The organism is Helicobacter sp. NHP22-001, from assembly GCF_030270165.1.
GTDB classification, from domain to species: Bacteria; Campylobacterota; Campylobacteria; order Campylobacterales; family Helicobacteraceae; genus Helicobacter; species Helicobacter gastrofelis.
Genome location: NZ_BSWS01000001.1, coordinates 118,669 through 142,500 on the forward strand (window position 1 = coordinate 118,669; position 23,832 = coordinate 142,500).

A 23,832-nucleotide genomic window follows, 5' to 3' on the forward strand; every position below is an offset into this window, starting at 1 on the left:
TGAACTCCCACTGGGCTTGGGAGTGGTTTAGAGTAGGGCGATCTTTTGCCTGCCAAGTGTACACCGCCCGATCGTCTGCGCCTCCACGCCTTGATCTTGCAGGATCTTAACGCATTCTGCCCCCTCTCTAGTTTCCAAAGCCACAAGCAAGCCCCCCGAGGTTTGCGCATCATAGAAGAGAATGTCGGGTAGGTTTGTTTGGCTTAACACCTGCCCCTGCAGGGCTTTTTTATTTGCCACACTACCCCCAGGATACACCCCCTCTTTGGCAAACTTTAATGCCCCCTCCAAAAGCGGGACTTGTGCGGTGTCTATTTCAAAGGAAATACCGGGGGTTAGCATTTCTGCCAAATGCCCCACAAGCCCAAAGCCTGTAACATCCGTGCAAGCATGCACGCTGAAGTCTTGCAAAACCCGCATGGCTTTTAAATTTAAGCTTGCCATGCTCTCTAGGGCGTGGGGGGCTTCTTTTAAAATCTTGCGCTTTAGGGCAGTGGTGAGAATCCCACTGCCTAAAGGCTTTGTAAGGATCAGCACATCGCCCACGCACGCCCCCCTCTTGGGCCACAAGGATTTCTCCACAAGCCCCGTAACACTCAAGCCAAATTTTTGTTCCACATCACTCAAACTATGTCCCCCCAAGAGCGCGCAAGCACACTCATTCAGCTTATCCAACGCACCTTGCAAAACCGCCTGCACGCTCTTAGCGCTCACATGCTCTTGATCCCACGCTAGGATACTGAGCGCACTGATTGCCCTAGCCCCTTTGGCAAAAACATCACTCAGGGCGTTGGCTGTGGCGATCTGCCCGTAAATGTAGGGGTCATCTACCACAGGGGGAATTACATCCACACTTTGCACGAGCGTAGAGCCACCCACTTCTATTGCTCCGCAATCATCCTTGTCCCTAAAATCTAAGAGAACACCCTCAAAGCGGGGTTGTTTGAGCTTAGCCGTGATTCGTTTCAGGTCCTCCAGACCCACCTTAGCCGCTCAACCCGCACAGCGCACAAATTGGGTCAATTCTTCAGCCATTAGTTTCCTTGAAAATGGTTTTAGCTTTTGTGCCCACCGCCACAGAACCGCTGGGCAAGTCGGCGAGCACCACTGCGTTTGCCCCGATTTTCACATCATCGCCAATGGTGATCGCCCCTAGCACCTTTGCCCCTGCGCCCACGACCACCCGGTTGCCTAAAGTCGGGTGTCTTTTGCCCTTAAGTTTGCCCGTGCCACCTAAAGTTACGCCATGGTAAATCGTAACATCATCGCCAATTTGCGTGGTTTCGCCAATCACCACGCCCATGCCATGGTCGATGAACAACCCCCGCCCAATCTTTGCCCCCGGGTGAATCTCAATCCCGGTCAAAAAGCGGCTAAATTGCGAGAGTGCACGGGCAAGAAAATAAAAATGCCTTTGGTGCAAGGCGTGGGCAAGGCGGTGCAAAATCAAGGCATGCACGCCCGGATAAAGCAACAACACCTCCAATTTATTGCGTGCCGCCGGGTCTTGTGCTAAAGCACGCTCTAGGCTATAAATGAGATCCATCATTGTAAAGTCCGGTGGAGATGTATTTTTCTCCCCCATCAGCTGCAAGGGTCAAAACCATTTTGCCCTTGCCTAGTTTGCGCGCCACCTGCATGCCCGCAAAAATCGCCGCCCCTGAAGAAATCCCCACTAAAACCCCCTCTTTTGCCCCAAAGAGCCGTGCGGTGTTCATCGCATCCTTTTCATCCACGGCAATCACTTCATCCACCACGCTTTTGTCGTAATTGCCCGGGACAAAGCCCACACCAATGCCCTGTATCTTATGAGGGCTGTGCTGCCCTCCGCTCAAAATGGGCGATTGTGCCGGCTCAACGGCGATGATTTGTGCCTTGTGCCCGCTCTCTTTAAATTTGCGCCCCACACCCGCAATTGTCCCCCCCGTGCCCACGCCTAGCACTAGGGCATCCACTTGGGGCAAATCCCGTAAAATCTCCTCAGCTGTGGTGCTGTAATGCTTATCAGGGTTAGCCGGATTTTCAAATTGTTGGGGGATAAAATGCCCGGGGGCTGCCCCGATCTCTAGGGCTTTGTCGATCGCCCCTTTTGTGCCTTGTGTTGCCGGGGTTAAAACCAACTCTGCCCCATAAGCCTTGATGAGCTCTCGGCGTTCAACACTCATGCTTTCAGGCATCACAATGATGACCTTATAACCTTTGAGTAAGCCAATCAAGGCTAGGGCGATCCCCGTGTTTCCACTCGTGGGCTCGACTATGGTTGTGCCCGGAGTGAGCCGACCGCTTTTCTCTGCCTGCTCGATCATCCCTAATGCTGCCCGATCTTTCACACTCCCCCCGGGGTTAAACTTCTCTAATTTGACATACAAATCCCCTGCCCCCTCTTCTAACAGCTTGCTGGTTTTTAAAATGGGGGTGTTGCCAATCAAGTCTAAAGCGTTTTTGTAAATCATAGACTGCCTTTCTTAAGCGTTAAAGGGGATGGTCCCCAAGTATTCTAGTCCACTAGGGTCTCTGTGGTCGAAAAACACGCTCTGCCTTGTGTCCATTGTGGCGATTTTGTCTAAGTCCTCTTGATCGAGGCGAAAATCAAAGATTTTTCCATTTTCCACAACCCTTTCTTTCTTGCTTGAAGTGAATAAAACAGAAATGCCCCTTTGGGTGATCCAACGCAAGATTACTTGGGCGATGCTTTTTTGGTGTTTGTTGGCAATCTCTTGCAACACGGGGTGTTTAAAAATGTCGTTCTTGCCCTCAGCAAAAGGTGCCCACGCTTGGGGCTGGACTTTGTATTTTTGCATGTTTTCTTGGTCTTGGTGGCGTTGAAAAAAGGGATTGACTTCAATTTGATTGACAGCAGGGACAATTTCGCTAAAGGTGGTGATGTCGGCTAGGCGGCCCGGATAGAAATTACTCACCCCAATGGAGCGGATTTTGCCCTCTTTATGCAGGGTTTCTAGGGCGCGGTAAGTGCCGTAGTAGTCGTTGAAGGGCTGGTGGATCAACACCAAATCCAAATAATCTAATTGCATTTTTTGCAAGGATTTTTCTACAGATGCCTTAGCTTTTTGCTCCCCAGCATTGCTAAACCACACTTTGGTGGTGATAAACAACTCTTCACGGGGGACGCTGGTTTTTTTCACCGCCTGTCCCACGCCTGCCTCATTGCCATACATTTGGGCGGTGTCAAACAAGCGATACCCACTCTCAATCGCCTCGAGCATTAATTTTTCGCAATCTTGGAGCTGAAACACCCCGATCCCCAAAAGGGGCATTTTGACTTGGTTATTCAAAGTAACAAATTCCATTTTTTCTCCTTAAAATCAAAATGAGCTTTCACCTTAACATAAAAAGCTTAACTACGCTCTAAAAACAAATCCTTTTCGCTGATTTGCACCCCCTCGCTTAAGATCGCCGCCCGCTCCACGACTGAGAGCAACTCCCTAACATTGCCATGCCACGTGTAATTTAAAAGGCACTCTTTGGCCTGCTCGCTAAAGCACTTCTTACCCAAATCATAGGCACACAGCACCTCTTGTAACTTCCACTCGGCTAAAGATAAAATCTCTTCTTTGCGTTCTTTCAGGGGGGGGATTTTAAGGGGGATGGTGTGCAATCTAAAGAATAAATCCTCTCGAAACTCTTTGGCTTGGATTTTCTCTTGGATTTGCGTGTTGGTGGCGGAGATAAAGCGGACATCGATTTTAATGGGCTTGTGGCTGCCTAGCCGCACGATCTCTTTTTCTTGGATCGCCCTTAAGAGCTTACTTTGTAACTTCAAGGGCATTTCGCTGATTTCATCTAAAAACACGCTGCCTTTATTGGCGCTCTCAAACAAGCCCGCTTTAGCACTGGTGGCATCCGTGAAAGCCCCCTTTTCAAACCCAAAGAGCTCGGACTCTAGCAAATGCTCGGGGATCGCGGCCATGTTGATCGCCACAAAGGGCGCGCCCTTGCGCTTGGAGTTCTCGTGGATAAAGTGGGCAAAGACCTCTTTACCCACCCCGCTAGGGCCTTGTAAAAACACGCTCGCATCGGTGATGGCCGCCTTTAGGGCTTGTTTTTTCACCGCCTCTAGGGCTTGCGAAGTGGCGATGAAAAACTCTTTTTTGCAAGATTTATTCACGGGGTGGATTTTGTGAAACTCTAGGACTTTCTTGCTGCGATAAATCGATTCTAAAAGCAATTCAGGCTTAAAGGGCTTTTGAAAAAAGTCCTTCACCCCCAAGCGGATCGACTCGATGGCTTTATTGAGCGTGGCGTTGCCCGTGATGACAATCGCTTCAAAACGCCCTTCTAGTTTGCGTAAAAACTCCAACCCGTCCATTTGGGGCATGTTGATGTCTGTAATGATGAGCTCAAAGCTTTCGTCTATGGCTTTTAATGCGTCTTTAGGGCTTTTAAAGGCGACCACTTCTAAATCCTCGTGATCACTAAAAAAGAGCTCCAAACTCTTACGCATGTTGATGTCGTCTTCTACAATGGCGATTTTCATTTCTCTCCCTTCTCGTAAATTTCTAGCACCAACAACCCCCCCTCTAAATGGACGCTGGCTGGGGCGTGTATGTCTAGGCTGGCTTGGTTTTGGTTTTGTAATTGGCTGTTAAACCCGCTGGCCCTAACCCAAACCTCGCCCTTATACAGACAATCCACCACCGCATTTTGGTAGCTTTTCAGCAGAATGTCGAGCAAATAGGGCTGTTGGGGGGGGCTTAATTTGGGCTCATTCACGGGTATATCGCAGGTGTAGCTGGCGTTATAGGGGTGTTTTTTAAGTGCCCGGCTCAAGCCAAACGCCTCGTTTGTGGCGATGCCATTATGCGTTTGCACCCGGTAAGAGAGCACAAACTCCTCAGCATATAAAGACCCTATCAAACATGCTGACAAAAAGATTTTAAAAAACGCCCCTAGTGTTTCCACACCCTATAGACTCCAAGTTTTGAGTACAAAATCTACAATCTTATTGTGGCGTCTCTCAATGGCTTCTTTATCCCACTTATCCTGCACAAAATCTTTGATTTCTTTTTGCTGGAGTAGGGGTGGCGCATTGTTGTAGCTCTCTAGTTTCTCTGCAAAATCCCTATTGCCAATGGAAACATTGTGTGCCTCATCGATGAGCAAAAGATTGCCAATACAATGGAGGTAGTTTTGATAAAAGTTCTCATCGTAATCACAGTATCCGCTCTTGAGTTTTTCGTTATTTTCTGTTTGTGGCGCAATGTGTTCAATTTGGGGATTCTCAATGTTGATCGTATAGCCTTTGGTGCGGGACTTTTGTGCATGCAAATAATTTTCATAACGCCCTAAAATGATGCTTGCATTTTTGCGCCAGTGATCGTCATAGCCTTCTGGCCTAAGCGCATTGGTCAGTGCTGTATCTGCCCAGTAAGATTTGTCGGCGCAAATCTCTTTAAGTTTTTGACGCAAAGTGGGCACATCTTCAAAATCCTGCAGGGCTTTTTGTAGCCTTGTGGGCAAATCTGCACGGGTTCTAATCAGCTTATCCCTAAAGGCGATGACCTCTAAAGCTTTAAAGACCTGCTCTAAAAGAGTTTGCTTTTCCGGAGCATTTCTAAAAATGCGGTAAGCCTTAAAGATAAAGGGATAAACGTGTACGATATCTAATTTGACAAGAAAATTTTTATGGGGATTGTCCAAGCGATAAAACTCTTCAAAATCCATGAAAGCACTTCTCAGCTCTTCGGTGTAGCTTTCTATCCATTCAAGCTTATCACCTGTTTGGGAATCGTGTAAGTCCCTCTTATAGTTATAATTTTCATCATTCTCGTTATAATCATAGCCTTGCTTGAAATAAGAGATGTTGAAGAAGCGCAAAATCGTATCTTCCTCCCAATTCCCAAGGTAGTAAAGCATGCCATAAATGCCTTCAAACACACGCGCCATGTTCTTTAAGCGTCTTTCTGCACTCTGTCGATTCTTACTATAGGTGTAGATTTGGTAAGCCAAATAGCTTTTGAGCCGTTCCATGTGGGTTAAAGTCTTGCCCCGGTTATTTTGCAACTCAAATATCAAAACAGAATCTTTTTTATTTTGAAATTCTGTGCGGAGTACGGTGGCATTTTTGACTTTGTCTAGCAGATCCAAAATATGCGGTGTTTCATATTTTTTTAAGCGGTCGATAAAAAAATCTTTAGCCCCCTTAATGCGTTGCTGGGAGGGCGTTCTAGGGTCTTGACGCATTGTTGCATTGTCTGTGATGATCATCCCCTGAAAATAGGGGTTATCGTATTTAACAGCTTGGAGCTTGGGCACATCTCGATTCACAAGAAAATCTTCAATCAGGTAACTTAAAAACTTTTCTTCGCTGACATTTTGACCTAATTTATCCTCATTGTTTACTCTCTCTGCCAAGACATTGTGTAGGGCACGAATAAAAATAAGGATCGTGGTGATGCGTTGTTGCCCATCGATGATGTCAATATGTGTTTCATCTTCTAGCGATTCTAACAGCACATTTCCAAAATAGTATTTATTGCCCCCACGAGTCACCTCCTCCAAGTCTGCCAAGAACTGACCCCACTGCTCTTTTTCCCACGAATAAGCACGTTGGTAAAGGGGAATTGTATAGCTGTCCTTAAAAAACTTTTCTAAAGTTTGGGACTGGGATTGCATATGATCTCCTTTGTTTTAATTTCTATTCCACTTCATTTTCTTTCGGGCAAGTGTTCGTATAAACCACGCCATCGCCCTCCACGCTCACAAGTTTCACACCGCTGGCGTTACGCCCCGTTTCTCTAATGCTATCCATAGGCATGCGGATCATCTTGCCATTTTTGGTGAGAATCATTAAATCTTGGCTTTCATCTACGCTCACAATGCCGATCAAATCGCCCGTTCTTTGCGTGATTTTCATGGCGATCACGCCCATGCCGCCCCGCCCTTGCAAGCGGTAAGCCCCTGCCAAAGTCTGCTTGCCTAGCCCCTTAGAGCTGACACTCAGTAACTTCTCTTGCTCGCTAGAAATCACGCCCCCCCCGATCACCTCATCGCCCGATCGAAGACGCATGCCAATCACCCCCCGCGTGATCCGCCCCATTTCTCTCACCCCCTCTACGCCAAAGCGGATACAATACCCCTTAGAGCTTGCCATAAACAACTCTTGCGTACCTGAGTGTAAAATCTGTGCGGTAACAAGGGCATCGTCCTCATCAAGCACGATCGCCCTAACCCCCCCACGGATACGCCCAAAGGCACTTAGATTCGTGCGTTTAATCAAGCCCTGTTTGGTGAAAAAGACCAAGGATTTATCGGGGCTAAAATCAGGGGTGGATAAAGTCGCCTTGATCCGCTCCCCGGGCTGTAAGTCTATGAGATTGACTAACGCCTTGCCGATCGCATTACGCCCCATTTCAGGGATACGATAGACCTTCAGCCAATAAAGTTGCCCCATGTTCGTAACGAATAAAATCGTGTCGTGGGTGTTGGCGCTGAAGAAAAACTCAATGAAGTCGTCCTCATGCGTGTTGCCTGAGATTTTGCCCTTACCGCCCCTTTTTTGTTGCTCATACACCTTTAAGGGCATGCGTTTGACATAGCCTCTGTGGCTCACGGTAACGACCATATCCTCATGCGCGATCAAGTCCTCAGCACTTAGCCCCTCATAGTCCTCCTCAATTTGGGTTTTTCGTGGGGTGCTGAATTTCTCCTTGACCTCTAAAAGCTCCTCTTTAATCAAGGCGTTTAATTTGTCGGCATGCTCTAAAATGCCTTGCAAATAGGCGATTTGCGCTTGCAACTCTGTATGCTCTTGCTGGATTTTCTCTTGCTCTAGCCCTGTCAAGCGTTGCAAACGCATTTCTAAAATCGCCTTGCTCTGCTCCTCGCTAAGATTATGTACTTTAGCTAGGGCTTCTTTAGCTCCCAAAGTATCGGCACTGCTCTTAATCAAGGCGATCACCGCCTCGCTGTTTTGCAAAGCCACCAACAAGCCCTCCAAAATATGCACCCTTGCCCTTGCCTTTTCTAGCTCAAAAATGGTGCGGCGGATCACTATGGTTTTTCTGTGGAGCAAAAAGAGTTTTAAGAGTTCTAAGAGCGTGAAAATGCGGGGTTCTTTGTTGTAAATGGCAAGCATGATCATGCTAAAAGTGGTTTCCATGTTGCTCGACTTGTAAAGGTGATTTAGCACAATCTGCGCCACCGCGTCCTTTTTTAAATCGATCACCACCCTAACCCCCTCGCGATCGGATTCGTCTCTAACCTCTGCAATCCCCTCCACGATTTTATCCTTGGCTAATTCGCTGATTTGCTCGACTAATTTAGCCTTGTTGGTTTGGTAGGGGATTTCCTCAATGATGATACTTTCTCGGCTGCCCGTCTTTTCAAAGCGGGTTTTCGCCCTAACCTTAATCCGCCCTCTGCCCGTGCTGTAAGCCTCTAAAATCCCTTGCTTGCCATAGATCACGCCCCCGGTGGGGAAGTCGGGGCCCTGCACGATCTCTAAAAGCTCTAGTAGCTCCACTTGGGGGTTTTCTAAGACGCAAATTAAAGCGTCTATGATTTCATCTAGGCGGTGTGGGGGGATTGAAGTTGCCATCCCCACCGCAATCCCACTAGAGCCATTGATTAAAAGATTAGGCAAACGGCTAGGCAGAATGTCTGGCTCGTGTAAGGTGCTGTCGTAGTTGTCGCTAAAATCCACGGTTTGTTTTTCAATGTCTTTTAGCAACTCCTCGCTCGCCCTTGCCATGCGTGCTTCGGTGTAACGCATCGCGGCGGCGTTGTCGCCATCGATCGAGCCAAAATTGCCCTGCCCATCGACTAAGGGCAAACGCATAGAAAAGTCCTGTGCCATACGCACCAAAGCCTCATACACGGCACTATCGCCATGCGGGTGGTATTTACCAATCACATCGCCCACAATGCGCGCGCTCTTTTTATAAGGCACTTTCGCCCCCAAGCCTAGCTCGTGCATGGCATAGAGTATCCGCCTATGCACGGGCTTTAGCCCGTCCCTAGCGTCCGGCAATGCCCGCCCGACAATCACGCTCATCGAGTAGTCTAAATAACTCTCTTGTAAGGACTCTTCAATTTTGATATCTTTAACTTCCATCAGTGCTCCTAAAAGACAAAATAACCCCCCCACACTAAAATAAAAAACACCAACGCCACAAATTGCGCGGCACTGCCCATGTCCTTTGCTTTTTTGGCTAGGGGGTGCTTGTGTGTGCCCGTGAAATCCACGGCATTTTCAATCGCACTATTTAAAAGCTCCACAATCATACACAACACCCCGGGCAAAATGAGCAAAACAAATTGCGTAAAGCTGTGTGCCGCAAAGCACGCCCCGATAAAGCCCAAAAGGGCTAAGAGCACCACCTGCCTAAAGGCGGGCTCGTCTTTAAACGCCGCTTTTAGCCCCGCCTTAGAGTAAAGCCACGCTTGTAAAATGCGTTTCAAGGCAAGACCTTTAGCGAGAAGTGGGGCAAATACGCCCAAATCTCTTTAAAGTTTCTTAAATCTTGCCAGCGTTTAAAGGGAGCGTTTTTACTCACTAGCTCAAAGCCCACAGAGTCGCGTTTGTTGTTGGCAAAGTCTAAAAACTTTTGCGACAAGTCATTCGCCTTTGCCACTTCATCTTGCAAACCCGCCACCAACAGCCCGACTAAAATCGTGCCTTTAAACGAGCGGGCGATTTCTTTTAACGCCTTGTCGTAGGCGTGTGCGTCAAAATGGGGGTCTTTAATGTCCCCGCTCTTTTGTAAAACGGGGTAGAGTAAGGAGCGCATGTCCTTAGAAGACGCTCTAAAGCCTAGCCGCTCCACCAGAACCTCTAAATCCTTCGTGGGAGAGTCCTTGCCTAAGAGATTTTTTAAGCTCACGGGCTTATTGCCCTCCTTAAAACGGGCGTTTAAAAAAAACTCATAGGTGGCCTTGGCGTTTTTAAGGTGGCAAGCATTCTGCCCGATTAAAGTGTCCTTTAGGCTCAAATCTAAAAGGCAATGGGCGTTTGTGGGCTGCCACGCCTCTTTGGTGTGGATGGTGGGGACATCGAGTTTAAAACGCAAGGCGTTTGTCTTGACTTCCTCTAGAGCGACTTTGATTGTGCCCGTTTGCCCTAAAACGCCCGTACTTTGGCACACAATGTTTTTAAAGCCGGAGCATTTAAAGGGTTTGGCGTGGATATTTGTGGCGAGACGGTTTAAACTCTGCTCTAATTTGCGTTTGACATCACCGCTCAGTTTCAAGCCCACGCCCAAGAGCAACACACATAAAAGCCCGCCCATCCCGAGTAAAATAAACATGAATTTTTTACGCATTAAAAAGCTAGGTCCAATTCTATACTGCCGATATTGTGGTTTTGGCGTTGGTTTCTAAAGGTTTTACTAAGGTCAATGGCACTGAAGGCAAAACGCCACCCCTTGTAAAGGATCGCCACCCCTACTTGGGCATCGTAGAGAAAATAGGGCAGTTGTGTAATGTTGTGCGTTTGTGGGTCATTGCCTTGCACGAAAATATCTAGGGGCTGAAACGAGCCCATTGCCCCGGCAAAGACATAGAAAGAAAAGCGGTTGCTGTAAGGCTCACCCCCGGCAAAGTTACTATGGATTTGGTTAGGCCCAAAGTCAGCGTTTAAGTTATAGCCCACCCTCAAAGTCGTGCCTAAGTTAAAGTTAGTCAAGGCGTTGCCTAAGCTAAAGCTAGCGGCGGGCAACATGTCTATGCTAAAAAAACGGCTTTTATAAAAGTCAAGCTTTTGTATCCAAGTGTAGTTGAGCTCAAAGATGAATTCGTTTTTGATTTGGCTATTCCAGCCTAAAAATTTTGGGTCATGCCCCCATGTGTGTATGAGATTTTGCGTCTGCGCAGCCAAAGAAGAGGGTCCCACCATGCCAAAGCTCACGCTGGTGTGTTCTAAAGAGTGCGCGCTTCTTTGGAAAATCCCAAAGTTTAAGCGCAACCACCCTCCATAAAGGTGCTCACCTTTAAGTGGCATGGGAAGTTTGCGGTTAGCTAGAGTGGGGGTATACATGTCCTGCGTGAGGTAGATGTTAAAACGGGTTTCTCTCTCTTTCTTGCCCTGTAAGCTCACAAAATGCGCCCAAGACATGGGCGATTTCTTGCGGTTGTAATCGTATTCTTTACTCACCCAGCCGATCCTTGTGCCCGCCGTGTAGTAGCGGTCAATGTAGGGGTTGATGTAGCCATCATCCTCTGTGAGTAGCTGTATGTATTGCTTGTGGTAGGGCGTGAGGGCTTTTAAAGAGCAAAAAAGGACACAAAAAAGGGGCAAGTGCGGTTTCATTTGTCTATTATAGCTAAAAAAGTCTAGTGGGGGCTTATAGGGTGATGTAGTCCATTTCCATAGGGCGTTGGTGTTGCAAAATAAAGGATTTGGACTTTTCCACGCCCTCAGAAGTGCCGATCATTAAAAGTTTGGACTCGCTGGCAATGATCGCCTCTCCATCGGGCATGGGGATGTAACGCCCGTCTTTTTGGATAATGCCGATGATAAAAACTTTGGTGATCTCCCTAAAGTGCGCCTCTTTGAGTTTGCGCTGCACCAGCCAGCTTTCTTTAGGCACGATCACCTCCTCTAGGTCGAGCAAGGTGTCTTTTTTGTAGATGAATTTTTCTAGGATATTCTCCATGTCAGGGCGGATCGCCATTGCGCTCACTCTTTGCGCCATCAGTTTTGTGGGCGAGACCACGCTATCTGCCCCAAGTTTTTTTAACTTCTCCAAACCCTCATCGGTGTGGGCGCTGGCAATCACATAGTAGGGCTTGCGTTTGAGTTCCTTCTCAAAGAGCCGCACACTCACAATGAGCGCCACATTGACGGGCAAAATCTCCGAGAAGGTGACAACCCCCCTTGCACTGCTTAAGTGGGTTTTTAACATGGCGAGGTTTGTGTGTGGGTCGCCCACGATGTAGTGGGGGTATTTGTGCTTGATCGCCTCTTCTTCAAAGCCCTCTTTATTATCCACGACCACAAAGGGAATTTGTGCGCTTCTAAATTGTTTGCTCAGTTCAATCGTGTATTCGTTGTGGTAGCAGATGACATAGTGGTTTTTGAGCCTTGCGATTTTGTAGATCATTCTTTTCTCCCTAATGAGCCTAGATAAAACGCCCTTGTTGATGACGCTGATTAAAACGGCGACACTAAAGGTAACGACCCCCGTACCGCAGAACATGATGATGGAAGTGAAAAAGACGCTGATCGTGCCAAAGTGGCTTTCGTTCAGTGCCCCAAAACCTGTAGAAGTGAAGGTGTAGGTGGTTTGGAAAAAGGCTTGGACGAGGTTGTAATCTTCTAAGGCTAAATAGCCCAAAGTCCCTACCAAGATAAAACATTGGATTAAAACTAAGGGGAGTCTAAAAGCCTCAAATTGTTCATAAATCTCGGCGTTTAAATTATAATCCGCCTTGACTTTCTTTTTCTTAACAGAAGAGAGAAATCCCTTAATTTTTTGCAACATTAAAGGACACCCTAATCCGCCTATTGGCTCTTACGCATGGTCCTTAAAGTGGAAGTGGCAACTTTGATCTTCTGCCTTGTGCCATCCTCTAGGGTGATGCGGATGGTGTGCAAGTTAGGCAATAAACGTCGCTTGTTCTTGTTGTTGGCGTGGCTCACGCGGTTACCCACCATAGGCCCCTTGTGGCTCAACATACACCTTTTTGCCATTTTTTCTCCTTTTGCAAAATAAAGCGAGCATTATACCCAAGTTGCGCTTAAATTAGTGCGTGGGTTGCTTAGCGGGTTGTTTGTCGCCCTCCATGATACCTTGCGGTTTGGGGGTGCTCGCACTCATTACGGGCAATTCTGGGTAGACAATCGTGGGCTTCTTGCCCGTAAGCGCATTGAAGAAGGTAGCGATTTTTGTCGCCTCCTCATCGTTGATGGTGACACCCAGTTGGATTGCACCCATTTCTTTGATCGCATCTTTGATGTTCCAAAACTGCCCATTGTGGAAGTAGGGCATGGTTTCTAGGACATTACGCAAAGTGGGGACTTTGACCATGCCATTTTTATCCCCCTTGAAGTCGCCCACATTGGCAAACTTATAAGGCGCAGTCACCTGGAAGGGTTGCATCATCCCGCCCAAATTAATGCCATTGTGGCAACCCGCACAGCCCTTATCTAAGAACACCTTTAAACCCTCTTGCTCTTGGCGGCTCAACGCCTTGACATTGCCCCGCAAAAAGTCGTCATAGCGGCTTGGGGTTACTAAGGTCGCTTCGAACATGGCAATGGTGTCGGTGATTAAATTTAAATCGATTTTAATGTTGTTGCCATAAGCGCGTTTGAAGGCTTTGACATAGCCGGGCATGGAGTTGATTTTTGCCTCCACAATTTTAGGGTTAGCGTTCATTTCTACGGGGTTGCTGATGGGACCTTTGGCCTGCTCGTCTAGGTGTGCCACCCGTCCGTCCCAAAACTGCACGGCGTTGAACACGGAGTTATACACCGTGGGGGAGTTTAAAAAATGGGGGTTGGGCTTCCAGCCCTCGCCCACTGCCCTAGACACCAAATCCACCCCTGCTAGCCCTAAATTGTGGCAAGTGTTGCAAGAGATCAAATAGGAAGTGGAGATTCTCGGGTCTAAGTAGAGTTTTTTACCCAACTCAATTTGTGCCTTCGTCATCACAGCACCCTTATACTCTAAGTCCAATTCTTTGACTTTTTGGGCTAAGAACTTGTCTAAATCCTTGCCTATGGGCATGGGGACTAGGTTTGCTTCTAGGGCTTTTTTAATGAGCCCCATACTATCCATTTTCTTATGCGCACTTAAAGGTGCGCTTAGAGCAAGCAAGGCACAGAGAGAAAACTTAAAAATTTTTGGCATAAAAATCCTTTGGTTTGTGTTGTTGCAAAGCAACCTAGTTATTTTAACACAAAACCCCACTATATAACAAAAAATGTTAGAATACCCGCTATGAAAAAGCTTTTTTTGCTAGAGGATGACTTTTTATTGCATAAAATCCTAGCGGAGTTTTTGGAAAATGCAGGCTTTGCAGTGGTGGGGGCGTATAACCAAGCCCAAGCCCTAGAGATTTTGAGCCAACAGAGCTTTGATCTCTTGCTTTTAGATGTCCAGCTGCCCGAGGGCGATAGTTTTGGGCTGTTAGAAACCCTGCGGGATTTAAACATCAGCACCCCCACGATATTTATCAGTGTGCGTAGCGACATCCACGCTTTACGTAAGGCTTTTGCTGTGGGGGCGAGCGACTACCTCAAAAAGCCCTTTGAACTAGAAGAATTGCGCCTGCGTATGGAGCGCTTGCTCACTCCCCCCAAGCTACAGATCAACCCCGAGTGCTTTTATGAAAACGGGGTCTTGCACACCGACAAGCCTCACTTCTTAAGCCCCAAAGAAAAACGTTTGCTCGAATTTTTTATCCGCCACAAAAACCAAGTTTTGGCCAGCGAGCAAATCATCGCCAATGTCTGGGATTATGAGGGCGTGGACAGCTCAACTTTGCGCAGCCACATTAAAAACCTACGTAAGCTTTTAGGTAAAGAACAACTACAAAACATTAAGGGGTTAGGCTATTGTTTAAAAATTCCATGAAACTCAACACCTATGAAAAGCAGTCCTTGCGCCGTTTTGTGGGGCTGTATTTGGGCTCGTCTTTTGTGCTCATTGTGTTCATCGCCCTATTGTTCCTCCACAATGCCAAGAGCATTTTTTTAGAAAGCACTGAGGCCCGCCTACAAAGCCAAAGCAACCAGCTCACCCAAGACATCATCCAAGCGCACATGCACCACTTGGACGAGCCCTTTAAGACCCTAGCACATAAATACAGCCATGTGCACTTCGTGCTTTTAGATGCGGCTAAACATGTGCTTTACAACCACGACTTTGGCGACGCCACAAGTTTGGCTTTCTTTGGCAAGGACGGGCCCTTTCCCGTGTTTTTAGACCAAGACAACGCCTTTTACTTAGTGGATAACAAGACCTTTGGGCATTTGGGCGTGGATTTGGTGATCTTGGAGGAAGAACACCCCACGCATTTATTCACCGCCCTTTACCGCCGCGTATTCTTAGTGTTTTTAGGGGTGTTTGCCTGCGTGGGGGTGCTTTCTTTCTTTTTAGCCCACTTGTTTTTACAGCCCCTAGCCAGTGAACGCAGCCGCATCAACACCTTTAGCCAAAACATCGCCCACGAGCTCAACACCCCCATCGCTGCCCTGCTCATCGCCGCTAAAGCTCTGTATAAACAAACAAACGACCCCAAAATCTTAGGGATTTTAGCCAGTGCTAAACGCATCTCCCACCTTTACGAGCGCCTAGCCTATCTCTACTTTCAGGAATTACGCCAAGAAGAGCCCCGCTTGCTAGACTTAAAAAGCTTGGTAGCCCAGCAAATCACCGCCTTAGAGCAGATGGCACATTTTTACCATGTGAGCTTAAGTAGCCAGCTTGAATCCAAGACCTTTAAGGCCTGCGAAGAGGACATCGCCACTTTAGTGAGCAATCTTTTAATGAACGCCCTCAAATACAACCACCCGGGGGGCTTTGTTAAAGTGCTTCTAAAGGATTGCCTAGAGGTGAGTAATGGCGGAGCAGCCATCCCAGAGTCTAAAATCAAGGCTTTAACTGAGCGTTACAGCCGTTTGGATTATGATAAAAAGGGCTATGGGATCGGGCTAGACCTAGTGCAACAAATTTGCGTGCGCTATGGCTTTAGCCTAGAAATTGAGAGCCAGCCCACCGATGATCCCCACATCTTTTGCAATGTCTTTAGGGTGTATTTTAATTCTTAGAGAACAAGGACGCTAAAATTTGGCGTGCCCGGGCGTTGCCCATTTTGTGCGCTCGCTTAAAGCATTCGATCGCCCTGTCTAAATCTTGTTTCACATCCTCGCCTTTGTAATAAATCACGCCCATGTTATACATCGCATCCGAGCTGCCCAAACTTGCCGCCTTTTCAAGGTAGTTTAAAGCCTGCTCAATGTCTTTTTCTACCCCTTCTCCCTTGCTATACATCACGCCTAAATTGTAGCAATCTTTCACCGAGCCAAGTCTGGCCGCCTCTTGAAAACATTCAAAAGCCCTTTTAGAGTCTTTAGCCATCACCTTACCCACATGGTAGAGTACGCCTAAGTGGTGCATTGCAGCGGCGTTGCCTAAAGCCCCTGCTTGCTCGTAATACCTAATGGCTCGCAAAATGTTTTTTTCTACTCCCCTAGCGTGTTCACATATCAGTCCTAGGCTGTAGTAAGCCTCCACTTCACCCTGCTTTGCCGCCTCTTGAAAGCATGCAAAAGCGCGTCCGTAATCTTTTTTTACCCCAAGCCCCCTGCTGTAAATCACACCCAGATTGTAATATGCCTTAGCATAGCCTAAATCTGCGGCCTTTTCGAAGTATTCTAAAGCTTTCTTTTCGTCCTTTGGGATACCTTGCCCACTGGCATAGACCACCCCTAAATTGTAGAAAGTTTGCGCCTTTTGCTTACCCATCTGATCTTGCATGGCATTGACATTTTCCATGGCGTTGGCGTTGCCTAAGTCGGCAGCTTGTTGGTAATAGGCTAGGGCCTTGTATTTATCCTGCTCCACGCCCTTACCTGTGCGGTATAAAGTGCCCAGACTGCAAAGCGCATCGGAATCGCCCATGTTGCCCGCCTCTTGGTAGAGTTTAATCGCCTCCTCTATGTCCTTGTCCATCCCCTCTCCACTTTCATACATGGTCGCTAGAGTGTAAATTGCCTTGGCAAAGCCTAATTTTGCTGCCTCTTTAAAAAACTCCGCAGATTTTGTGCTGTCTTTAGTAACCCCCTCCCCGCTCTCGCACATGATGGCTAGATTGTAAAAGGCTTTGGCATCGCCCAACTTCGCCGCCTCTTTGAAATAACCAAAAGCTTTAGCATGATCCTTGCCCTCCGTGCTTTGCCCCTCGTAATACATGACACCCAAGCTCACCAAGGCCTTAATGCTGCCTAGTTTGGCTGCCCTTTCGTAATATTCTATAGACTTTTTATAATCCACCCCCACTCCCTTGCCCATGCGATACATTAAAGCGAGGTAGTTGATCGCGTAGATGTCTCCCAAGGCTGCAGCCTTTTGGAAATTGTGAAGAGCTTTTTGGTAGTCTTTTTTCGTCCCACGCCCCAAGTCATACATGACTCCTAAATTCACGAGCGCCTGCATGTCATCCAAGTCAGCGGCTCGCTGGAAATAGTGCATAGCCTTATCGTTATCAACTTTTGTCCCCTTGCCCCTTGCATACATCACGCCAAGCCCCACTAGAGCCCGCACGCTGCCTAAATCAGCTGCACGGGTAAAGTTTTCTAGAGCTTTTGGATAATCTTTGCCTTTGAGGGCTTGGTTAGCAATGGCTAGGTATTCCCCGTACTCTAGTTCAGATTGTGTGTCTAAATCTTGGTCTAGCTCTTCCTCTAAGGCCTCTTCTTCAGAGCTGTCATCTTCAAACTCTGCCATGTTGCTCCTTTCAAGGCTTGATCCGCTCTAACAGCTGAGTAATGGCTTTTAAACTTACACGCTGCAAGCCTTGGATTTGGGATAGCCTTTGTTCTTGGACTTGTTCCCTTTGGATAATGCGCCCATGCTGGCTCTCTGCGCCCTTTACTAGGGTATAGTCTAACACAACTTCGGCTGTGTTGTCTAAAAGCGCAAGGGTTAGGATATTAATCTGGAGCGTGGCTAGGGCGTTGGCATAGGGAGCTAAAGAAATCGCCACACAATGTTTAGGGGCTTGCAAGAGCAACATGCGCTTAAACATATTGGCGGGCACATCAGCGAATTTTAACCCCTTCATGTGAGTGATCTCGCCTGTGGCGGTGCGTTTGACAATGGACTTTGTGTTGTATAAATCCGCCCCCAAAACTTCGAGTAAACCTACACTAAAGGCATCCTTACAAGTTTGTGCCGCCACAGCCCCCACATTTAAATCATAGTCCTTAATGGCAGGCAAGACTTGCTTTAAATTTAAATTCAAGCACCCTGTAAAAAACAAGGGGAGAGTAAAAAGTCCAAATTTTGCTCTCATTTGCGATCCCCAAAGATGGTTTTATAGGGATTGGCATCAAATTTATCCATTAAGTTAGAGCCTTTTTGCACGAAGTTATCGATATGGCGCAAACTCAGTTGCATTTGCAAGAGTAAGGGCGAGAGCATGGTTTTAAAGTCATATTGCTTGCCGCGCACCTTTAAATCAATGTCTTTAATGAGTTCGTCGGCATGTTTGGCTAAAACATCCCCATTAGCCACAAGGGTGTCGCCTTTTTCTAAAGTCTTGCTAGCGTTTTTAAGCAAGTTGTCTAGGGCTAGGCGGGTGTTGTCTAGCCCTTGTGTGGCTTTTTGGATGGAGGCGATGGTTTTAGTGATGTTTTCAATGTTTTGGGGGTTTAAAATTTTATCGATGCTGCGGATGATGTAGAGCACTTCATCAGAGATATGCCCTGCGCTGCTGGTGAGTTGCTCTAAAAAGCTTTGCTTGTAGTTTAGCACCCGCTCAGGGTCCTCTTTGCTATAAAACTCTTTAGAGTCGCTTTGGATCAAGCTTAAATATTTCATCCCCACCAAGCCCTGCGATTCGACTTTGACAGAAGAGTTTTTGCGCACAGGCACGCGCCCTAAAATGCGTAAAGTGAGCTTCACCACCCCCAAGTGTCCTTTATCAAAGCCCACTTGCCGCACCGATCCCACTTGTATGCCCTTGTAGTTTATGGGGGTGTTGGGCCCAATCCCGCCCAAATCCTTATCGGTATAAACCACATAGCTTAGGTAGTTTTCGTCCTCTAAATTGACATGCCCTAGCCATAAAATGAAAAACACCATACACACCATGCAAGCCAAAAAAAGCCCCCCGATGAGTGTGTAATTCACATGCCTTTCCAAAACTTCTCTCCTCTTGTAGAATTAAATAAATTGCCCTCTTCAAGGGGCCGTGTTCTGGCACGCACGATAAAATCTGTGAGTGTGCCATCAAAGTCGATCAAGCCGTCTTTAAGCATGATGAAACGATCCACCATATTTTTTACAGAGTCTAAATCGTGGGTGATCATCACCACGGTGAGCTGTAAGGTTTCTTTGAGCGAGCGGATCAAATCGTCAAATTTATCTGCCGAATAGGGGTCTAGCCCACTAGTGGGTTCGTCTAAAAATAAAATATCGGGGTTGGTCGCCATTGCCCGAGCCAGCCCCACGCGCTTTTTCATCCCGCCGCTCAGCTCATAGGGGTAAAGATAGTAGGTGTTTTTGTTTAAACCCACCCGCTCTAGCCACATTTTGGCGATTTCAATGATATTATGTTGGGGGTAATGGCTGTATTCCTCCAACATCACGCCCACATTTTCTAACACCGTGAGCGAGCTATAAAGCGCGCCAAACTGAAACAACACCCCAATGCGCTGAAAAATTTTATTGCGCTCCCTGTCTTTCAGCTTCCAAATGTCCGTGCCAAAGAGTTTAATTGTGCCCTTAATGGGCTTGTTGAGTAAAATCATGCTCCTTAAAAGCGTGCTTTTACCGCTGCCACTCCCCCCTAAAATCGCCATCACCTCCCCCTTATCCACGCTAAAGCTCACCCCTCTATGGATCACCCGATCCCCGTAGGCGGTGTGGATATTTTCAACTGAAATTAAAGGGTTAGACATTGAGCTTGCTAAAGATCACTGAAAAAACGGCATCTAAGAAAATGATCCAAAAGAGCGCATTCACCACGCTGATCGTGGTGAATTTGCCCACAGACTCGGTATCGCCCTTCACTTCAAAGCCTCGCATACAGCCCACCAAAGCGATCGCAAAGCCCCAAAAAGGGGCTTTCACCAACCCGACAAAGAAATGTGAAAGCCCGACATTGTCGTGCAAGCGGGCGACATAGTGGGCAAAACCCACATCTAATTGATACCTAATGGCAATCATCGCCCCCAAAAGGGCAAAGACATCGGCTAAGAAAACCATTAAGGGCATGGCAATCATCAAAGCAAGCACTCTAGGCAAAACCAAGAAGGCAAAGGGGTTAAGCCCCATGGTTTTCATTGCGTCCAACTCTTCGGTGATCTTCATCACCCCAATTTGGGCGGTAAAACTTGAAGCACTGCGCCCCGCCACCACCAACGCTAAAATAAAGGGTCCCATTTCCCTAAGGGCTAATTTCGCCGTCATCTCAATGCTCATCATGGGAAAACCCATTTGTTGCAATTGCGTTGCCCCTTGCAGTGCGATCGCAAAGCCCACCACAAAGACCGTTAAAATGCTCACCGGCAAGACCTTAAACCCACTCTCATGGATGTGGTAGGTGAGCGGAGTCCAGCAAATGGACTTGGGGCGCACAAAAGCTAACCCCACAAAATAAATCACCATGCCACAAAAATCGAAGGTGTTTAGCAAGGTGTTGTAAAAAGAAGCCACTCCCCGACCCAACCGCTCCAGGGGGTTTTTAAACACCCGTGAAACATGTTCCTCTCGTAAAATGCTTGGGTTTGCCCGAACCCAACCTTCCACCACTCCTAACACCCGAGCATTGTAAGCACTGGGGTTTAAAAATCTAGGTTTGCGCCGCCCCAAAAGGTCGTAAAGCAACATCAAAAAGACAAAGTCTAAGCTCCCCACTTCTTTAAAGTCAATCGCCTCGATGGGGGGCGTGTCTTTTAAAATGTTCTTCAAATGGGAGAGCGCACGCGCTGAGGTTTTAAAGTCCCAATCTCCTTGCAAGACTAAAGTTCTGGCTTGGATATAAGCCGTGCTTTGGTTTAGCAAACCTCCCCCCTATGCGCTAAAAACCCGTGCATTTTCACCACCATTTTATGTTATGATAGGCGGATTATACACTATTCGAGGTAAATATTAATTCGTATGCGTTTTTTGGGGTCTTTGGTGTGCTTTGGTGTTGTTTGGTTAACCCCCACCTTGCAAGCACAAACAGACTCCAAAAAATTTTTAAAATCCTTGCAAAAAGAAGCGCGGCTATATGAACGCCTACAGAACAAGCAAAAGCAACGCAGAGCCAAAGACGGCGGGTTCTTTGGCATGGGTCTTGGCGTGATCGATATTAAAAAAGAGAGCAAACAGGGCAAGAGCCAGACTTTCCCCATTGTGTTGAGTTTTAAGGGGGGGTATCAAAGCTACTTTTCAAGTTTCATCGGGCTTAGGGTGTTTGCGGCTTTGGATTTAGCCACTTCTGTGGTTAACTGGGATTTTAACAAACCCCCTAGCAACTCCTTTTACGGCGTGGTTTCAGCGGGCTTAGAACTCCCCATTGAGTTTAGCCTAACCCCCTCTTACCAGCACTTCTTGGGCTTTTATGCAGGCGTGGGCGGAGGGGCGGTGATCTATATGGACAACGACCAATTCCAAATGCGCAACAAGCAAGAGATCAAAACCTTTGGGGTCATCATCCAAGCGGGCGTGGCTTTAACGCTCTTTTCCAAACACCGCATTGAAGTGGGCTTTAAAATTTTGCCGACCAACAAGACCCTTTTAGCCTCTAAGCGCTTTGAAACCTCCCAAATGTTTAATGTGGTGTATCTGTATAAGTTTTAAAGCGGGGGGTGTTAGAATAGAAAGAGTCCTATTTTTGGAGTTATTTTGAGAAAAGTCGCCCTCTTATGCAGTGTAGCCCTCGTGTTGCACGCCATCCCCACAAAACGCCTCCAAAAAGTCCAAACCACGCAAATTTTGCCCCACGAGGACGCCCCCTTAAGCTGGCAAAGTCCGGGGGTAAAAAACTATCTAGGCAGCCGCACGGTGATCTCGCATAAACAGCTCACACAGCAGGCAAACCAAAGCGTGGAAGAAGCCTTGCAGAATGTCCCCGGGGTGCACATCCGCAACTTCACGGGCACGGGCGCGATGCCTAGTTTTTCTATTCGTGGCTTTGGGGGGGGTAGCCCGGGGCACAGCAACACGGGGTTAGTTTTGGTCAATGGCATCCCCATTTATGTCGCCCCCTATGCGCTCATTGGAGTTTCCATTTTCCCCGTAACTTTCCAATCCGTAGATCGCATCAGTGTAACCAAAGGGGGGGAGAGCGTGCGCTATGGGCCTAATGCCTTTGGGGGGGTGATTAACATCATCACAAAGCCCATCCCCGCCAAGTGGAGCAACCAAATCACTGAGCGCACCACCTTTTGGGGACGCTCCAATGGGGGGTTCATCACTTCTAGCAGCGGTCCGGCAAATAAGAGTCTTGGCAATAACTTTTTATACAACACCTATTTAAAAACGGGGGGCATGTTTAATAAGTATGTCGGCGTGCAAGCACAGGCAAACTACATCACCGGGCAGGGTTTTCGCTACAACAGCCCCACGACCATCCAAAATTACATGTTTGATGGGATTTACCAAATCAACGAGAGCAATAAAATCACCGCCTATTACCAATACTATAAATTTTTCCTAACCGACCCCGGCTCTCTTGCCCCTAGTGCCTACGATTCTAACCGCTTTCAAAACAACCGCCCCCACAACACTAAGAGCGGAGACGCAAATCGCTGGGGCGTGGTGTATAAAAACTTCTTTGGAGACGAATCGAAAATCGGTGGCGATTTCACGCTCACTTACTATGGCCATGCCATGAGTAGAGATTTCCAATTTGACTCCAACTACCTTAATGTCAACACCAACCCCTCTAGGGGGCTGGTTTACACCAACGACAACTACCCCGGGTTTTTCATCGTCAACCACGCCCGCCACTTTTTCTTAAACGCCATTGAGCCCAATGTCAATTTACACATCACCACCAAGCACCTAACCCAACACCTAAACTTCGGCTTGCGCTTCATGACCAACGACATTGTCATGGCCCCCATGCAATCCACTTGCAAGACTTTAATTAGTGGTAAGTGCCAAATGCCCCAAGCCACACCGCTATTAAAATCTAGCCAAGACATGGATAACAACTACACCGCCCTTTATTTGAGCGACAAATTAGAGTTTTTCAAGGGCAAGTTTGTGCTCACCCCGGGCCTGCGTTACACCTTTTTAAATTATGATCGTAAAGTCCCTATCAAGCCTGATTACACACGCTTGCAAACCCTAAAAACCCACCTAAGCGAGTGGAGCCCGGCGCTAAACATCGGCTACAAGCCCCTAGAGGGCTTGCTCTTTTATGGTAACTACCGCAGAAGCTTCATCCCCCCGCAAAATCGCATGATTGCCTTGTATTCAAGCAATTACAACCAACTTTTTGACGAAATGGAATTTGGCGGTCGCTACAGCTATAAAGATAAACTCAGTTTCAACGCCAACTACTTTTTAATCTTTGCCAAAAATTATTACTCAGGTGGCTATAGCCCGGGGCCCGTGAATGCTAGAAGCCAAGGCGTGGAGCTAGAGCTTTACTACTCCCCCATAAGGGGGCTAAATTTGCATGTGGCTTACACCTACATCAACGCCGTGGTTACCAACAACGCCCTAGATGAAACCAAATGGTTTGAGGGCATCGTGAGTCACCCCTTTAACATCAAGGGCAAGCAACTGCCCTATGTAAGCCCGCACCAATTCATCTTAGGGGCGACCTACACCTATAAATACACTACGATAGGGCTTTCTAGCTACTTTTACAGCCGTGCTTTTTCATCTATGCTCAATCAAGCCCGCTCCCAAACGGCGTGCTTTCCCTTAAGTGGGGCTAAAACGGGGGGCGTGAGCTATGGCTGTAACAGCGTGGGGTTACTGCCGTGGTATTGGGTGTGGAACATCCAAATTAGCCAAGTTTTTTGGAAAAGCGGACGGCATAGGATTGTAGGTAGTTTGCAAGTGAACAATATTTTTGACATGAAATACTACTTTCGGGGCATTGGCACTAGCCCCACGGGCAGACAGCCCGCCCCCGGTCGCTCGGTTACGGCGTATTTGAGCTACGAGTTTTAAAGCGCAACGAATGTGCGCAAAATCA

23 protein-coding genes are annotated in these 23,832 nt (G+C 47.5%); 4 read left to right on the top strand and 19 right to left on the bottom strand.

From position 1 onward, the window contains the following. Window positions 1-27 precede the first annotated feature (27 nt). From selD to QSJ47_RS00660, 14 genes are all read right to left on the bottom strand, one after another. Complete coding sequence (selD, locus tag QSJ47_RS00595; protein ID WP_221271747.1) at window positions 28-984, bottom strand: selenide, water dikinase SelD; 957 nt, start codon at window positions 982-984, stop codon at window positions 28-30. Window positions 985-1,027: 43 nt separating this feature from the next. Beyond that, complete coding sequence (gene epsC / locus QSJ47_RS00600; protein ID WP_221271748.1) at window positions 1,028-1,549, bottom strand: serine O-acetyltransferase EpsC; 522 nt, start codon at window positions 1,547-1,549, stop codon at window positions 1,028-1,030. After that, a complete protein-coding gene (cysK, locus tag QSJ47_RS00605) occupies window positions 1,530-2,453 on the bottom strand; it encodes a cysteine synthase A (RefSeq protein WP_285602116.1) in 924 nt (307 codons plus the stop codon). The genes epsC and cysK overlap by 20 nt, the downstream gene beginning before the upstream one ends. A gap of 12 nt (window positions 2,454-2,465) precedes the next feature. Continuing rightward, window positions 2,466-3,308 (bottom strand): aldo/keto reductase, encoded by an 843-nt coding sequence (locus tag QSJ47_RS00610; protein ID WP_285602117.1) that lies wholly within the window; start codon window positions 3,306-3,308, stop codon window positions 2,466-2,468. A 47-nt stretch (window positions 3,309-3,355) separates the two neighbouring features. Further along, entirely contained in the window at window positions 3,356-4,495 is a 1,140-nt protein-coding gene (locus QSJ47_RS00615) for a sigma-54-dependent transcriptional regulator (RefSeq protein WP_285602118.1), read from the bottom strand. After that, the gene (locus QSJ47_RS00620; protein WP_260321583.1) at window positions 4,492-4,845 is read right to left on the bottom strand and encodes a hypothetical protein; all 354 of its coding nucleotides are present in this window, start codon (window positions 4,843-4,845) and stop codon (window positions 4,492-4,494) included. Before QSJ47_RS00620 ends, QSJ47_RS00615 begins: the two co-directional genes overlap by 4 nt. Window positions 4,846-4,923: 78 nt before the next feature. Next, window positions 4,924-6,633 (bottom strand): DUF262 domain-containing protein, encoded by a 1,710-nt coding sequence (locus QSJ47_RS00625; RefSeq protein ID WP_285602119.1) that lies wholly within the window; start codon window positions 6,631-6,633, stop codon window positions 4,924-4,926. Window positions 6,634-6,655: 22 nt separating this feature from the next. Then, entirely contained in the window at window positions 6,656-9,073 is a 2,418-nt protein-coding gene (gene gyrA, locus QSJ47_RS00630) for a DNA gyrase subunit A (RefSeq protein WP_285602120.1), read from the bottom strand. An 8-nt stretch (window positions 9,074-9,081) separates the two neighbouring features. Beyond that, window positions 9,082-9,420, bottom strand: a complete 339-nt coding sequence (locus QSJ47_RS00635) for a diacylglycerol kinase (protein WP_221271757.1) — start codon at window positions 9,418-9,420, stop codon at window positions 9,082-9,084. After that, a complete protein-coding gene (locus QSJ47_RS00640) occupies window positions 9,417-10,280 on the bottom strand; it encodes a hypothetical protein (protein WP_221271758.1) in 864 nt (287 codons plus the stop codon). Before QSJ47_RS00640 ends, QSJ47_RS00635 begins: the two co-directional genes overlap by 4 nt. Then, the gene (locus tag QSJ47_RS00645) at window positions 10,280-11,266 is read right to left on the bottom strand and encodes a lipid A deacylase LpxR family protein (RefSeq protein ID WP_221271759.1); all 987 of its coding nucleotides are present in this window, start codon (window positions 11,264-11,266) and stop codon (window positions 10,280-10,282) included. Before QSJ47_RS00645 ends, QSJ47_RS00640 begins: the two co-directional genes overlap by 1 nt. Window positions 11,267-11,300: 34 nt before the next feature. Next, entirely contained in the window at window positions 11,301-12,440 is a 1,140-nt protein-coding gene (locus QSJ47_RS00650; protein WP_221271760.1) for a potassium channel family protein, read from the bottom strand. Between the two features lie 20 nt (window positions 12,441-12,460). Then, window positions 12,461-12,649 (bottom strand): 50S ribosomal protein L28, encoded by a 189-nt coding sequence (gene rpmB, locus QSJ47_RS00655; protein WP_221271761.1) that lies wholly within the window; start codon window positions 12,647-12,649, stop codon window positions 12,461-12,463. A gap of 52 nt (window positions 12,650-12,701) precedes the next feature. Next, window positions 12,702-13,739: a cytochrome-c peroxidase gene (locus tag QSJ47_RS00660; protein ID WP_285602353.1), complete on the bottom strand. Its 1,038-nt coding sequence runs from the start codon at window positions 13,737-13,739 to the stop codon at window positions 12,702-12,704. A gap of 162 nt (window positions 13,740-13,901) precedes the next feature. On the opposite strand from QSJ47_RS00660, the gene crdR reads away from it, so the two are divergent. Continuing rightward, window positions 13,902-14,537: a copper response regulator transcription factor CrdR gene (gene crdR, locus QSJ47_RS00665; RefSeq protein WP_221271762.1), complete on the top strand. Its 636-nt coding sequence runs from the start codon at window positions 13,902-13,904 to the stop codon at window positions 14,535-14,537. Then, a complete protein-coding gene (locus tag QSJ47_RS00670; protein ID WP_221271763.1) occupies window positions 14,519-15,733 on the top strand; it encodes a sensor histidine kinase in 1,215 nt (404 codons plus the stop codon). Before crdR ends, QSJ47_RS00670 begins: the two co-directional genes overlap by 19 nt. On the opposite strand, the gene QSJ47_RS00675 is transcribed toward QSJ47_RS00670, so the two are convergent. From QSJ47_RS00675 to QSJ47_RS00695, 5 genes are read right to left on the bottom strand one after another with little or no spacing between them, the layout of a single operon-like run. Then, complete coding sequence (locus QSJ47_RS00675; RefSeq protein ID WP_285602121.1) at window positions 15,723-17,411, bottom strand: SEL1-like repeat protein; 1,689 nt, start codon at window positions 17,409-17,411, stop codon at window positions 15,723-15,725. The genes QSJ47_RS00670 and QSJ47_RS00675 overlap by 11 nt on opposite strands. A 10-nt stretch (window positions 17,412-17,421) precedes the next feature. Continuing rightward, a complete protein-coding gene (locus tag QSJ47_RS00680) occupies window positions 17,422-17,979 on the bottom strand; it encodes a hypothetical protein (protein WP_285602122.1) in 558 nt (185 codons plus the stop codon). Further along, window positions 17,976-18,830 carry an MlaD family protein gene (locus tag QSJ47_RS00685; RefSeq protein ID WP_221271767.1) on the bottom strand — a complete coding sequence of 285 codons (855 nt, stop codon included), beginning with the start codon at window positions 18,828-18,830 and terminating at the stop codon, window positions 17,976-17,978. The genes QSJ47_RS00680 and QSJ47_RS00685 overlap by 4 nt, the downstream gene beginning before the upstream one ends. Beyond that, window positions 18,815-19,588, bottom strand: a complete 774-nt coding sequence (locus tag QSJ47_RS00690) for an ABC transporter ATP-binding protein (RefSeq protein WP_221271769.1) — start codon at window positions 19,586-19,588, stop codon at window positions 18,815-18,817. Before QSJ47_RS00690 ends, QSJ47_RS00685 begins: the two co-directional genes overlap by 16 nt. Then, the gene (locus QSJ47_RS00695; RefSeq protein ID WP_221271770.1) at window positions 19,581-20,693 is read right to left on the bottom strand and encodes an MlaE family lipid ABC transporter permease subunit; all 1,113 of its coding nucleotides are present in this window, start codon (window positions 20,691-20,693) and stop codon (window positions 19,581-19,583) included. Before QSJ47_RS00695 ends, QSJ47_RS00690 begins: the two co-directional genes overlap by 8 nt. A gap of 117 nt (window positions 20,694-20,810) precedes the next feature. On the opposite strand from QSJ47_RS00695, the gene QSJ47_RS00700 reads away from it, so the two are divergent. Both QSJ47_RS00700 and QSJ47_RS00705 read left to right on the top strand, forming a co-directional pair. Continuing rightward, a complete protein-coding gene (locus tag QSJ47_RS00700; RefSeq protein ID WP_260321586.1) occupies window positions 20,811-21,476 on the top strand; it encodes an outer membrane beta-barrel protein in 666 nt (221 codons plus the stop codon). A gap of 42 nt (window positions 21,477-21,518) precedes the next feature. Beyond that, on the top strand, window positions 21,519-23,807 hold the full coding sequence (locus QSJ47_RS00705; protein ID WP_502875103.1) for a TonB-dependent receptor family protein: 2,289 nt from the start codon (window positions 21,519-21,521) through the stop codon (window positions 23,805-23,807). Window positions 23,808-23,832: the final 25 nt, after the last annotated feature.

Excerpts from the sequence above, each read along its gene's own strand:
- rpmB (WP_221271761.1), bottom strand. The coding sequence starts at position 12,649 with ATGGCAAAAAGGTGTATGTTGAGCCACAAGGGGCCTATGGTGGGTAAC.
- QSJ47_RS00640 (WP_221271758.1), bottom strand. The coding sequence starts at position 10,280 with ATGCGTAAAAAATTCATGTTTATTTTACTCGGGATGGGCGGGCTTTTA.
- cysK (WP_285602116.1), bottom strand. The coding sequence starts at position 2,453 with ATGATTTACAAAAACGCTTTAGACTTGATTGGCAACACCCCCATTTTA.
- crdR (WP_221271762.1), top strand. The coding sequence starts at position 13,902 with ATGAAAAAGCTTTTTTTGCTAGAGGATGACTTTTTATTGCATAAAATC.
- QSJ47_RS00660 (WP_285602353.1), bottom strand. The coding sequence starts at position 13,739 with ATGGATAGTATGGGGCTCATTAAAAAAGCCCTAGAAGCAAACCTAGTC.
- QSJ47_RS00650 (WP_221271760.1), bottom strand. The coding sequence starts at position 12,440 with ATGTTGCAAAAAATTAAGGGATTTCTCTCTTCTGTTAAGAAAAAGAAA.
- QSJ47_RS00690 (WP_221271769.1), bottom strand. The coding sequence starts at position 19,588 with ATGTCTAACCCTTTAATTTCAGTTGAAAATATCCACACCGCCTACGGG.
- gyrA (WP_285602120.1), bottom strand. The coding sequence starts at position 9,073 with ATGGAAGTTAAAGATATCAAAATTGAAGAGTCCTTACAAGAGAGTTAT.
- epsC (WP_221271748.1), bottom strand. The coding sequence starts at position 1,549 with ATGATGGATCTCATTTATAGCCTAGAGCGTGCTTTAGCACAAGACCCG.
- QSJ47_RS00615 (WP_285602118.1), bottom strand. The coding sequence starts at position 4,495 with ATGAAAATCGCCATTGTAGAAGACGACATCAACATGCGTAAGAGTTTG.
- QSJ47_RS00680 (WP_285602122.1), bottom strand. The coding sequence starts at position 17,979 with ATGAGAGCAAAATTTGGACTTTTTACTCTCCCCTTGTTTTTTACAGGG.
- QSJ47_RS00610 (WP_285602117.1), bottom strand. The coding sequence starts at position 3,308 with ATGGAATTTGTTACTTTGAATAACCAAGTCAAAATGCCCCTTTTGGGG.
- QSJ47_RS00625 (WP_285602119.1), bottom strand. The coding sequence starts at position 6,633 with ATGCAATCCCAGTCCCAAACTTTAGAAAAGTTTTTTAAGGACAGCTAT.
- QSJ47_RS00645 (WP_221271759.1), bottom strand. The coding sequence starts at position 11,266 with ATGAAACCGCACTTGCCCCTTTTTTGTGTCCTTTTTTGCTCTTTAAAA.
- QSJ47_RS00675 (WP_285602121.1), bottom strand. The coding sequence starts at position 17,411 with ATGGCAGAGTTTGAAGATGACAGCTCTGAAGAAGAGGCCTTAGAGGAA.